This is a genomic window from Nocardia sp. NPDC005366, assembly GCF_040606855.1.
Lineage (GTDB): Bacteria > Actinomycetota > Actinomycetes > Mycobacteriales > Mycobacteriaceae > Nocardia.
The window spans coordinates 39,868-52,139 of record NZ_JBEXFQ010000030.1 but is presented as its reverse complement, the minus strand read 5'-3'; the positions used below and the strand labels follow the sequence as shown (position 1 = coordinate 52,139).

General features: G+C 63.5%; 12 protein-coding genes. 2 read left to right on the top strand and 10 right to left on the bottom strand.

Annotation, left to right across the window (positions count from 1 at the left end):
• Positions 1-2: 2 nt before the first annotated feature.
• From ABZS43_RS28165 to ABZS43_RS28155, 3 genes are read right to left on the bottom strand one after another with little or no spacing between them, the layout of a single operon-like run.
• Positions 3-1,286, bottom strand: a complete 1,284-nt coding sequence (locus ABZS43_RS28165; RefSeq protein WP_355038992.1) for a cytochrome P450 — start codon at positions 1,284-1,286, stop codon at positions 3-5.
• On the bottom strand, positions 1,283-2,005 hold the full coding sequence (locus ABZS43_RS28160) for an enoyl-CoA hydratase-related protein (RefSeq protein WP_355038991.1): 723 nt from the start codon (positions 2,003-2,005) through the stop codon (positions 1,283-1,285). The genes ABZS43_RS28165 and ABZS43_RS28160 overlap by 4 nt, the downstream gene beginning before the upstream one ends.
• The gene (locus tag ABZS43_RS28155; protein ID WP_355038990.1) at positions 2,002-2,841 is read right to left on the bottom strand and encodes an SDR family oxidoreductase; all 840 of its coding nucleotides are present in this window, start codon (positions 2,839-2,841) and stop codon (positions 2,002-2,004) included. The genes ABZS43_RS28160 and ABZS43_RS28155 overlap by 4 nt, the downstream gene beginning before the upstream one ends.
• Before the next feature lie 80 nt (positions 2,842-2,921).
• Here ABZS43_RS28155 and ABZS43_RS28150 point away from each other — a divergent pair, with 80 nt between their 5' ends.
• Positions 2,922-3,722, top strand: coding sequence for an enoyl-CoA hydratase-related protein (locus ABZS43_RS28150; protein ID WP_355039040.1), 801 nt, complete (start codon positions 2,922-2,924; stop codon positions 3,720-3,722).
• Between the two features lie 46 nt (positions 3,723-3,768).
• On the opposite strand, the gene ABZS43_RS28145 is transcribed toward ABZS43_RS28150, so the two are convergent.
• The 3 genes from ABZS43_RS28145 to ABZS43_RS28135 form a co-directional block, all read right to left on the bottom strand.
• Entirely contained in the window at positions 3,769-5,034 is a 1,266-nt protein-coding gene (locus ABZS43_RS28145; RefSeq protein WP_355038989.1) for an ABC transporter substrate-binding protein, read from the bottom strand.
• A 360-nt stretch (positions 5,035-5,394) separates the two neighbouring features.
• Positions 5,395-6,096: a hypothetical protein gene (locus tag ABZS43_RS28140; RefSeq protein ID WP_355038988.1), complete on the bottom strand. Its 702-nt coding sequence runs from the start codon at positions 6,094-6,096 to the stop codon at positions 5,395-5,397.
• Positions 6,093-7,427 (bottom strand): phenylacetate--CoA ligase family protein, encoded by a 1,335-nt coding sequence (locus tag ABZS43_RS28135; protein ID WP_355038987.1) that lies wholly within the window; start codon positions 7,425-7,427, stop codon positions 6,093-6,095. The genes ABZS43_RS28140 and ABZS43_RS28135 overlap by 4 nt, the downstream gene beginning before the upstream one ends.
• A gap of 196 nt (positions 7,428-7,623) precedes the next feature.
• Here ABZS43_RS28135 and ABZS43_RS28130 point away from each other — a divergent pair, with 196 nt between their 5' ends.
• Positions 7,624-8,049: an SDR family oxidoreductase gene (locus ABZS43_RS28130; RefSeq protein WP_355038986.1), complete on the top strand. Its 426-nt coding sequence runs from the start codon at positions 7,624-7,626 to the stop codon at positions 8,047-8,049.
• 171 nt (positions 8,050-8,220) lie between these two features.
• Here the strand turns inward: ABZS43_RS28130 and ABZS43_RS28125 are convergent, their stop codons facing one another.
• From ABZS43_RS28125 to ABZS43_RS28110, 4 genes are read right to left on the bottom strand one after another with little or no spacing between them, the layout of a single operon-like run.
• Positions 8,221-8,820 (bottom strand): ATP/GTP-binding protein, encoded by a 600-nt coding sequence (locus ABZS43_RS28125; RefSeq protein WP_355038985.1) that lies wholly within the window; start codon positions 8,818-8,820, stop codon positions 8,221-8,223.
• Positions 8,801-9,175 carry a DUF742 domain-containing protein gene (locus ABZS43_RS28120; RefSeq protein WP_355038984.1) on the bottom strand — a complete coding sequence of 125 codons (375 nt, stop codon included), beginning with the start codon at positions 9,173-9,175 and terminating at the stop codon, positions 8,801-8,803. The genes ABZS43_RS28125 and ABZS43_RS28120 overlap by 20 nt, the downstream gene beginning before the upstream one ends.
• Complete coding sequence (locus tag ABZS43_RS28115; protein WP_355038983.1) at positions 9,172-9,600, bottom strand: roadblock/LC7 domain-containing protein; 429 nt, start codon at positions 9,598-9,600, stop codon at positions 9,172-9,174. Before ABZS43_RS28115 ends, ABZS43_RS28120 begins: the two co-directional genes overlap by 4 nt.
• Positions 9,601-9,612: 12 nt before the next feature.
• A complete protein-coding gene (locus ABZS43_RS28110) occupies positions 9,613-11,877 on the bottom strand; it encodes a nitrate- and nitrite sensing domain-containing protein (protein WP_355039039.1) in 2,265 nt (754 codons plus the stop codon).
• Positions 11,878-12,272: the final 395 nt, after the last annotated feature.

Here is a 12,272-nt window from a genome sequence, read left to right as displayed (position 1 = left end):
GCTCACTGTCCGTTCTCTGTGATCTGCGGATCGTCCCATCGGACCGGCAGATGTCGGCGCCCCCACAAATGGTGCTGCGGCACCCGCTCGGACGGACCATCCAGGCGGAGGTGCGGCAACCGCGTCCGCAGGAACTCCAGAGCCCGGTTCCCCTCCGCCCGCGCCAGCTGCGCTCCGAGACAGAAGTGTGCGCCCAAGCCGAAGGCGAGGTGGCGACGCAGATCCTTCTGTGGCCGTTCGAGGGAGAACTCGTCGGGGTTGTCCCATTGACGCGGGTCGCGATTGCCGGATCCGAACAGCAACATGACTTTGGAGTTCGCCGGAATGGGGCACTCCCCCACCGCGATGTCCTCGGTGGTGGTCCGGAAGAGGCCGAGCACCGGCGGATCCAGCCGAAGGCTCTCCTCGATCGCGATCTGGACGAGTTTTCCGTTGCCGACCACCCGCAGCCACAGTTCAGGCTTCTCGAGAAGCCGCTGGACCACGTTCGTGAGCATCGACGTGGTGGTGTCGTTGCCGCCGGTGAGCGCGGTCGCCAGCACATAGCCGATCTCGGCAGGGGTCAGTCGCCGGTCGCCGTGCCGAAGGGCGAGCATGTAGCTGAGAAGATCGTCCGGCAGCACGTCTCCCAGATCGGACTCGTCGGGATCGGTGATCCCCGCCTCGCGCAGCAACGCTCGCCGATGTTCGAGATGCGGCTCGAAATAGGCGTTGAGCCTCCTGACCGCGGGCCCGACACCGCGTGGGTCCGGGATATCGAAGGCGCCGAGGAATTCGTCGGTCATCTCCTTGAGCTCCGGTGCGTCCTGGGGCGGTATTCCGATGAGATGCGCGATCACGCGAATCGGCAGGAGTACGGCGAACTCGGTCGCGAAGTCACCACGGACCCGGCCTCCAGCTGTCATATCGTCGATCAACTCGTTGACAATGGAGTCGATCAACTCGGCGTTGACCGCTCCCGCAGAGGGCGAGAGCCACTTGCGGAAGAGCGTGCGGAACGCCTTGCTCTCGGAGCCGTCCGCGTTGAAACCGATCGGCTGGTTGAACTGCGGACTGCTACCGGCCTGAGCCGACCATATTTCGGCCTCGGCATCGTTGAGCGCCGAGGTGATGTCGGCGAACCGGGTCAAGCTGTAGAAGTCCGGTGAGAATCGGCTCGTGTGGTGAACCGGGCACGCTTCCCGCGCGCGTTCGAATGCCGCGAATGGGTCTTCGGCGACGTCAGCGGACAGCGGATTGAAATCATCGATTCCCGTGGGTGCTTCAGGGTCTTCTACAGTGTTCATTTTCGTGTATTCCATGCTCGCCCGTTCTTCCTGTGATTGCGAAGTGCCGCGGCTTCCAGGTCGAGCCCTTCTTCCGTGGTGGTGCGCTCTATCGCATTGCAGAGTTGTTTCGTCGCCGAGGCGAGCTCGGGGTCCATCGCCGCGATCCGGCCCGCGAGGGCCACGGCACTGTCGAGAAGTTCCGCCGCCGAGACGATCTCGGTGACGAACCCGAGGCGCAAAGCCGTCTCCGCGGACATCGGGTCACCGGCGAGAATCATCCGCCGTGCCCAACCACGTCCGACCGCGCGTGGCAGGTGAACCGTCATCCCGCTGCCGCTCATCGCACCGATCTTCAGGTGGGTGTCACGGAAGATCGCCTCCGGAGCGGCGATCAATATGTCGCAGGCCAAGGCGAGTTCCAAGCCGCCTGTGACCGCGGCACCGTTGACAGCACCGACAACCGGTTTGCCGAACTGCGACAGCTGCCTGATCGCCTCGCCCACCACACCACGCGGAGCGTCCGGCCTACTGAACTCGGCGAGGTCGAGGCCGGCGCAGAAGCCGGGGCCGGCACCGGTGAGCACAACGGCCTTGATCTCGTCCGAACGGTCGGCACGTGCGCACTCGGCACAGATCTGCCGGGCCATGTCGGCGGTCAGCGCATTGCGGGCATTCGGACGGTTCAGGGTCCAGATCTCGACACCGTCGGGACCGGCTGTGATCGACAGATCGCTCATCGGTACGCATCCCACAGCACGGAGTACCCGCCGTCGACATTGATGGTCTGGCCGTTGATGTAGCCACCGGCGTCCGAGGCGAGAAGCAGTGCCAGACCGGCGAATTCGCGGACATCCCCGACCCGCCCCGCCGGACAGCGGTCGAGGTACCGTCCCAGTCGATCACTGTCGGACATCACGGACTCGGCTTGACGGGTGTCGAACAGCGCCGGCGCGATGGCATTGGCGCGAATACCGTGCTGCCCGTACTCGCAAGCCAGGTTCCGTGCCATCTGGATCAGCGCGGCCTTGGTGATGCCGTACGGCCCGTTGTCGGCACTGCCGAACGTCGATCCGATCACCGACGAGGTGAAAATGATTCGACCCCACTGGCGTTCGACCATTCCGGGCAGAACATCACGGCATATCCAGTGTGCCGACATGATGCTGCTCTCGAAGAACTTCGCGAGTGTGCGGTCCTCGAGCGCGGTTGTCTCACCGATCCAGATGTTCATCCCGGCGTGCAGCATCAGCACGTCGATCCCGCCCAGATCACGCTGCGTTCGTTCCACAAGCTCGGCCACCGCGTCCCGATGTCCGATATTGGCCGCGATGGGATGCGCACGCCGGGCACCGACGGCGGTGTCGACCGCGGCGGCGGCTACACGAGCCTCCTCGGCATCGCGCCCGACAATCACGACATCGGCGCCGTGCCGGGCGAGTTCTTCCGCAGCGGCCAGACCCATTCCCCGTGTCGAACCGGTCACCAGCGCGACCCGCCCGGCCATATCGAAGATGTCGCGGTGTCCGACGGCGTTTGCCGCCGCCGAACCCGACCAGCCACTAATTTCGGTCACGACCGTTACTGTAATAGGATGACCTCACAAAACGCAACGATCTGTCCGTGCGCGGCACGGACCTACAGGAAGGTTCCGTGATGGATGTCGACGAGTCTTTGCTCCTGGTCTCGATACCCACCCCACGGGTAGCCCTGGTCACGTTGAATCGTCCGGTCCAGCTCAACGCACTCACCTGGCCGCTGATCGACGAACTCCTCCGCGTGCTGGCCGCACTGCACGAACGGCGCGATCTGCGGACGGTCATCATTACCGGCGCGGGCCGCGCCTTCTGCGCAGGTTCGGATGTGGCTGGCGCCCGTGAGCGCAGCGCGGTCGATATTCCCACCCGATATGAGGCCCAACAACGCACCAGCGGACTGGCAATCGCAATTCGCGAACTCCGGCATCCGGTGATCGCCGCGATCAACGGCCCCGCCGTCGGGGCCGGCCTGGGCCTTGCGCTGGCCGCGGATATTCGCGTCGCCGGAACGTCGGCATCCTTCCGGGACGGCGCGATCCGCATGGGGCTCAGCGCCTGCGAGAGTGGAATCAGCTGGCATCTGCCCAGGTTGATCGGAACATCCAACGCACTCGAACTGATGCTCACCAATCGGCTGGTATCCGCTGCGGAAGCGGAACGCCGGGGCTTGGTATCAGCGATCTATCCAGATGATGAACTACTCGCCCGGTCAGTCGAACTGGCGGCCGGAATCGCCGAGTTCTCGCCGTTCGGACTGACCACGACCAAGGAGGTCTTTTGGGCGAATCAATCCGACGGGTTCCGCGAGGCGGTCGACCGCGAGAATCGCAGTCAGATTCTCGCGGTCAACACCACGGATTCACGTGAGGCTATGGCCGCTTTTCTCGAACACCGCAAACCCGAATTTCACGGCCGGTGAGGCGAGACCGTCGCCGGCCATAACCATGTTCGATACCCGGGCGCCGTCAGCGCGACGGCGGGGTGAACAGCGCGGTGTCGGGGTGCAGGATCCGATATCCGCCGAGCGTTCCACCCTTGTCGGCCGTGGCCACGACGATGTCGGAGGCACACACATTCGGCGAAAGCGGGAAAGCGCGGCCGTTGCACTGGAACTGGATACCGTCGGTCAGCGGGGCCGGCAGCGGCGGCGCCGAGCGCAGCCCTTCTGCCACCGACTGTCTGGTCACCTCACCCTGTCCCGCGTTCAGAGCACGTGCCAGTCCGAGAACCGGCTGCCAGCCACCCGCCGAATTCGCCTCGATTCGCAGGCCGGGCTTGTACTTGTCGATTGCCGCCTGGAACAGCTTCACGTCCTCGGTGGCAGGGTCCAGGTTTACCGTAGTGCCCACTTGCACTCCCTCGAATCCCCCGGGAATGGACGAACTGATGGTCGGGTCGACGCAGCGGTCGTTCACCACGACCTTCGAAGCGCGGTCGATCGTCTTGATGGCCCGGAGCACTCCGCCGCAGAAGTTGGTGTTGCCCAACACCGTCCACAGGCCGGGGTCGTTGCGGTTGGCTGCCGAGATCTGCGAGGTCACATCCGGAGTACCGGGCGGGATCGGGACGATCTCGAGCTGGGCGCCGACGTTGGCGAAGGGTAACTTGCCCAACTGGTTGGCGACTGCGGTCAGACCGGGTATGTCCACCGTCACCATCGCGGCCTTGTCGATCCCGCCTTCTTTCGCCAGCGCTGCCGGCGTACCGAAGATCGCGGAGATGCCGTTCATCAGACTGAAGACATTCGCGGAGGTCAGCGACTTCTGCGAGGTCGAGTAGCTCAGGATGAGCGGGATTCCGGCGGGTGAGAGCACGTCGATGGTCTGATCGACCGTGCCGAGCGCGCCCTCGGCGACGGCGACCACGCCCGCGCCGACCATTTGGTTGGCGCAGTCCGTCGCGATGGCTGGATTGATCTTGGATTCACACGTTTTCAGTTCCAGTCGGTGACCGCGAACGCCACCGAGATGCTCGTTGATGTAGTCCACCGCGACCTGAGCGCCGACGAACTCGGCACTGGTATCCCCGGCGGCGCCTTTGCCTTCGCTGATGAACCCGATGGTCACGGCAGGCCCGGTGGCGGGATTCCGCGGTCCGAGCACCGCGGGGTCGGCAGCGCTCACACCCGACGACGTCTCGTCGCCGGATCCGCATGCGGCACTCGTGGCCGCCAGGACAGCTACGGCGACACCGACGACGGCGCGCCGAGTGTGGTGAAGTCCGAACTTCATATTTCTCCTTGTGATGACATGGACCGCGGAACGGCCCTGATCAAGTCGTGCACCCTCCGACAGGGAAGCCCTCTCCTCCGGATCGGCATTCACCACCCGCGGATGGACCTCGCGCAGCGTTCGGGTCCCGGTCGAGTCGCGCGAGGTTCCGTTCCACTGCGATCCTCGATCGCCACGACGGGGTCGACCAGGCGGTGACGTCGGATGACGCGAATAGTTAGTCGATTTCGATGAGAGTGGGCGCGGTAACAGCGGCTGATCCGGAACGAAAACCGTTGACAGAGAGCAATTCACCGAGCTCGGCGATCGCCATAGATGGGGGTGCCGAGGCGGGCGAAAGTTGAACTCGCCCGCCGGGAGTCATCGATCGATATTGATGCGAGGGCCGGGCAGTCCACAGGCACAGGGCGTTTCATCGACCGAGCCGATGAAACCTACCGCCAGATCTTGTCCTCGATACTCTCGTTCGCCCACCACCGACAAGCGCAACCCCGAAGGGCCCGAGGCGATACTCCATTCGGCAGGATCGAGATGCAAACCCGCCCGCTGCGGGCATTCGACAGCGAGAGCGGGTCCGAGCATCGCCATCCGCGCCGGATTCAGTCCGGCGGCGCGCAGGGGTGCGACCGCGTCGATGCGCGCCCAGATCGCCGGTACGCCGCGCAACAATTCGGTGCCGTGCTCGTCGCCGAGTAGCCCTTCGACCTGTTCCCCCTCGACGCCGATCATCGCCTGTGTCGGTAGAAACCCCAGTAGAGCCCTACTGCGTTTGGCGTCCCAGACATACGGCTCCGCATTGCTGTACACCGCCCCGATCGCTCGGAGCGCCCGCACCACCGGACCGAACCACGGCCCCTCCGAATTGCGGGCGGTCAGCAGGACGTTGTCCCCCTTGCCTATTTCCCAGAGTTCGAAGAGCCGGTGTATCCACGCGGTGTCCCGCTCTACCTCGGCCCACCCGATCTCGAAGCCGACCTTTCCGCCTTCACGGGTGAACTGTCCGATTCCAGCCAGGGAAGGATGGCGTCCCGCCATCGCGACCGCCATCGATTCTCGACTCATTGCTTTACCACCCTCGGAAACTTCGCAACGCTCGAGCTGCGCTCGAGCAAGTCATCGACCGGCACCAATTCGATCTCCGGCTCCACTCCGACCCGTGAGCCGACAGCGCCCCGCAGTCGGTCACGCAGATCATCCAGATCCGGTTCGCCGACGTAGCCGACTCGCAGTCGTAGGCGATCGGTAGCTCTCGATTCCCGGATGATCTGGAACATGCCGTCGTGGGTTTCCTCCTGGGATTCGATGGCCTGCCACACCTCGCCGAGGACAACCTGCACGCCCCGCACCACTGTCTCGTCGCCCAATCGTCCGATCACCCACTGCCGCACGTGGCTGCGACCGCATCCGCACAGATCGCGATCGAACCGGACGAGATCGCCACTTCGATACCTGATCAGCGGTGCTGCCTGATTGTCGAGGTCGGTGGCCACAAGCTCCCCGACTTCTCCGTCGGCAACCGCGCGGACAGCGTCGGGATACAAGAATTCCGCCAACACGAGGTCTTCCCAGAGGTGGTATCCGTCGTGCTGCCGGCATTCCCACGCGGTTCCGGTATCCCCCGCACTGGCGTAGATGAACAGCTCGAGACCCCAGTCCTGACGAACCTTTTCGGCCAGCGCGGCGCCGAGCGGCTGCCCGGCGAACGCCGCGCCCTTGAGCGAAGAGAACACGTCGCGCAGGTCATAGGTATTTTCGAAGCGTTCCAACTCCAGCACCGTCGGCATCATCAACTGCATATAGGCCGGCCGATAGCGTTTTATCGCCTCCAGCACTTCGGCTCCATGACCGATCCAGCTGTCGACATAGACCGGAATCAGTCCCATCTCCTGGTAGAACGTGTCGTAGAATCCCCGGAATGTGCCGGCGGGAACGATGACACGGTCGCCGGGGCGCAGTCCCAGTTCCCACAGGTCACGGGCCGAACACGCCGGTAGCGGTGGCGCGACGTCCCAGATCTCCGGAAGCAGTTCCGGCGTGCCGGTGGTTCCCGAGGTCGACATGATCGATGTCAGATTTTCCACGGGTACCTGCAACAATCCGGCGAACGGATCGCCGGTCCGGTCCCGGTAGGCGCGCAGGTCGTCCTTGGTGAAGGTCGGAATCTTCTCGATGAAATCGTCGAGCGAGCGCACCTGGCTCGGATTCACGCCGGCCGCGGTCCACAATTCTCGATAGAACGGCGATTTCTCGAAAGCGACAGGAACGAGCGCCAGCACACGCTCCTCCTGCAACTCACGCAACCGCTCGCGCGGCATCGTTTCGATGTCGGGTTGGAAGAACTTTCGGTTCGGGTCATCCCCGCTCCGATCGGTTTTGGCCTGGGTCGCTTCCACGTCGCGATTTCCTCCATCGGTGACGCACAACACTTGAGATCTGGACCACACGCTAGGACGGCGGGTATCCCGCCGCCTAGGGAACGCTGTTCCATCCCGCAGGTCGAGCACATCGTGTAAGTAGTAGAATTATCTGTTGAAATGAGGTATGCCGTGACGCCGTTGCGCACCGCGGTATATACCTGCGTCGATATGAATGCGGAAGGTCAAGAAAGTAGCCGCCGGACTGGTGAGCGATGGCGCTGATGTCATCGCTCTGAGATGTGACGTTTCGGAGCGAGGACACGTGGATGCCGCTGTCGTCGCCACTATCGAAAAGTTCGGTCGTATCGACATCCTCGTCGATGCCGCGATGACGCAGCGGCTCGTATCGTTCGAGATGTCCACGGAGCAGGACCTCGACGACGCCTACCGCTCGAGTGTGCTGGGCACCTGCAATCTCATGGCGGCTTGCTTCCCTCATCTGAAGGAAAGCGCCGGAAAAGTGATCAATTTCGGTTCGGCGGCGGGCACCGGTGGCGAACCTTGGATGGCGACCTACGCTGCCGCCGAAGAAACCGTGCGCAGTTTGTCGAAGGTGGTCGCAGCCGAGTGGGCATCCACGACATCGGTGGAGTACTAGTGTTTCTCGCCAGCAACCTCTCCGATCACATGACCGGTCGGACCATGTTCGCCGACGGGGCCGCGCCTACTTCAGGTGAAGCAACGGTTGCTCGGCGAGCGCCTCACGTCGGAATGCCGACCGGGGAGGCAGGTCCGGCGGGAACGAGGACGATGCGATGAGATCTGCGAGTCACACGGCCTGGGCCCGCGACGCCTTCTCCAGGATGTGTTCCATCAAGGTCAACAAGATCTCCTTGATCGATTCGCGGCGGCGCGCATCGCATAGTCCGATCGGGACATCGGCGTCGAGTGCGAGCGCGTCGCGGATCTCCTCGACGGAATAGACGTCGGCGCTGTCGAAACGATTGACCGCGAGGACGAACGGAATTCGTCGGCGTTCGAAGTAGTCGACGGCCGGGAACGCCGCCCCGAGACGGCGGGTATCGACCAGCACCACCGCCCCGAGGGATCCTCGCGACAATTCGTCCCACAGGAACCAGAATCGATCCTGTCCCGGCGTTCCGAACAGGTACAGCAGGAGAGTGTCACTCAAGGTGATGCGGCCGAAATCCAGCGCGACCGTAGTCGTCGTCTTCGACTCCACACCATCCAGATCGTCTGTGCCCGTGCTCAACTCGCTCAGCAGCTCTTCGGTGCGCAACGGCGCCACTTCGCTGATCTCGGAAACGAGAGTCGTCTTTCCCACACCGAATCCCCCGGCTATCAAGATCTTCACGGCAGTGGTGGGGATAGCCTTGTCCGGCCCGGAGCTATAACCTGCGAATACCATCGAGAACCGTCCGAAGTAGATTGATGTCGTTGGCCGCGGCTTCGGAAGGCCGCGGCGACCGATATGCGAGATACCCGTCGTCGATCAGGTCACCGAGCAGAATCTTCGTCACCGCCAGCGGCCGATGCAGCTCCGCGGAAACCTCCGCGACCGACTTCGGCAGGCTGCACAACTGCAAGATCTCGCGGTACTCGGGCTCCAGCCTCGTCAGACCTATCCCGGTGGACATCGCGATCACGAGCGTGATCAAATCCAACTCGTTTCGCGAGCTGCTGGTGCGGCCGCGAGTGACGGCGTAGGCGGGTACCAGCGGACCTGCGTCGTCGTCGAACCACGGAGAGCGAGGGTCGGTCACGGAACTCTTTGCCCTATGTCGTCGGCCGGCAACGGTCGAGGCGATGCGGAGAGGAACGCGCCGACACGACTGACGGTCTGATTCATCTCATAGGCCACCATGCCCATGTTCGTGTCAGAGCCCGCGAGCAGGGCCAAGCACGCGTTGCTGCCCGCCGAGGTCACGAACAGCAGGCCACGGTCGAGTTCGATGACAGTCTGTCGCACACCACCTTTGCCGAAGTGACCGCCCGCACTGCGAGCGAGCCCTTGCATCGCCGACGACATCGCGCAGAAGTGCTCGGCCTTTTCCCGGATCAGACTGCTGGACTTGCTGATCAGCATGCCGTCGGTGGACAGGACGACCGCGCACTCCGAGCCGGGTAGGCGACCGAGGAGGTCGTCGAGCAGCCAGTCGAGATTCTTCGGGGTGTCGGAACTTGTCACAATATCTCTCACTCAGTGTCGGTTGTCGTTGAAGCCGTCTCGCATCATCGCCTCACGGCCTTGACGTGTGCCGTTCTCGATGGCCGAGAACAGATTTCGTGCCTCGTCGGCGGTACGATGCTGCGCCGGATGTTCTTGTATGCCCACTTCCGGCGACTCGTCGGAGGCCAGCTGTGGAGCGAGGTGTTTCTGTCGCTCGCGACGCGGCAGCGGCGGACGGTCGTCGGGCTTTCGATGATCCGGCGGTCGACGGTGAATTCCCGTGGATTCGTGGCCGTGCACGCTCTCACGATCGAGCGGCCTGCGGCGCAGTTCCCGGTCGGGCGCGGCATAGGGCTGGTGTCTGTCCCGCGGTTCGATATCCCGCGGTCGATCCGGCGCCTCGGGGATGGAGGTGATCGAAGGGACCGAAAGCTCGTCCATCGACGACGGGCGCAGCGCGGCCATGCCATGCACAGCGCTCACAGGTCCCGGGTCGGCGGACTCGGTCAGCAGGGCCGATGGGATGAGCACAACCGCCTTGATGCCACCGTACTCGGAATTCGCCAGTCGTACGGTGACGTTGATCCTGGCCGAGAGCCTCGCGATGACGAACATGCCGAGGCGATTGTCGTCGGACAGTGCGGCGATCGCGAAATCAGGTGCTTTGGACAAGGTTTCGTTGAGCTCGGCCATGCGCTCGGGCAGCATGCCAAGGCCTTGGTCGACGATCTCGATGACCACGCCCTTTCCGACGGCATTACCCGACACCTCGACCTTGGAATCCGGGGGCGAGAACGATGTCGCGTTGTCGACGAGTTCGGCGAGCAGGTGGATCAAGTCCGCGATCACTCCACCGACCACTTTCACGGCGGGGACCCGCAGGACGCGGACTCGGTGGTAGTCCTGACTCTCGGCCACAGCGCCGCGCACCAGTTCATCGAGTTCAACCGGATTACGCCACTGACGTCGTGGCTGCTCGCCGCCCAAGATGATCAGATTCTCGGCGTTGCGTCGCTCACGGGTCGCCAGGTGGTGCAGCTGGAACAACACTTCCAGCACCTTGGGGTCCTCCTGCTCGTACTCGGCATCATTCAAGATCTTCAAGTGCCGATGCAGCATCGTCTGACTGCGATGGGCGATATTGAGGAACACCGAGTTGGCCCCGTCGCGAGTCCGCGCCTCCTTGGCGGCAGCCCGCACCGCCGCCAACTGCGCGCGATTGAACGCCTCGGCCACCTGCCCGATCTCGTCTGCACCGAAGTCGAGGCGAGTCATCTCCGCGTCCAGGTCGACCGGTTCGCCGCTTTCGAGTCGCTGGATGATCGTCGGCAACTGCTGATCGGTCAACGCGATCGTTCCCGCCCGCAGGCGAATCAAACGTCGCACCATCCGTGCCGACAAGCGCGCGGCCACCAGGAACGCGCCGACCGTGATCAACAGGATCAGCGCTCCACCGTAGAGGGAATTCCGTGCCGCGGACGCTCCGATGTCCAGTGAGTACGCGGAGGTTGTCGTCGCATGGCCGGTCCAGAGACCGAGCAGAGATTCCGACACCGCGGTGATCGAGTCCTGCCATGCCTCGTCGGACACTGGAAGCGGCATCGGAGCGGCGTTCGCCCGCCCTGCCCTGTCGCTACCGCGAGTCGAGGCCCCACTCTCGGGGATCGAGCGATCCGAACCGCCCCGTGCTACCAGCGCGTTCTCGACGTCGCTCAGGATTCTCCACTCGGTCGACTCCGAAAGCGCTTTCCAACTTGACTGCTCGGCGCCGACGAGGAGAGGCGTCACAGCTTCCAGGTGCGTGCGGTAGAAGCCGGCCTGCCGAGCGACCTCGATGAGCTGCGAGTCGGACAAACCCCCGCCGAACTCGCCCGCCGATGCCAGAACCTGGGCTCGCGACATCGCTTCCGCGATACGGAACAGGTCGTATACCGTCCTCAGCCGCAGAGCGATCTCGGTTCGGGGCGCGTCGTCGGCGAACGTCGACATCGCCTTACTCACCGTATCCAGGATCTGACCGTAGAAGGCGTACGTCTCATCGACCGATGTCCCGCCGGTATCGACCTTGGCGCGCATAATGGACAGACCTTGCGACAGGCGCTCGAATACCGCGACCGCCCCCGCAGCCGAGCCGGGGTTCAACTCCTCGAAGGTACGTGCGACTCCGGTCATCACCTTCACCGATGCGTCCACTGTCGGCCGAACTTCTTGCAAGCGTGGGGAATAAGAGTGGTCGCCGACTACTTGCATAAGGCTGAACCGACGCTCCTGTTGCACGGCTCGCGCGAAGTCCATGGCGGGCGCGGCGTTCTCAGCCGCTTCCCCGGCCCAGTTCTTCAGGTCTTGTCCCTGATCGACGAAATACACTGCTCCGCCACCGCCGATGACGAGTAGGGCGAGACTGGGAGCCAGAACGATCGCGACTACACGCGCTCGAAGTGTGCTGAGTGCCTTGAACACCGACCCAACCTAGCCCACCGTCCCGGCGAAGCGAAGGCAATACAGACAATTATTTAGTTCTTTATTCTGATAACGCCGTTCTCCGATCGCGCACTCACCGTTTCCATACCCCGGAATGTCGCACACAACGTCTCGGACCGTGCCGTGAACACCAAGGCGAACCGAAACCTTCTGCGTAAGAACAGATTTCGATTCCACCTTCACAGAATGCGGCCACCCCAACCCATCGA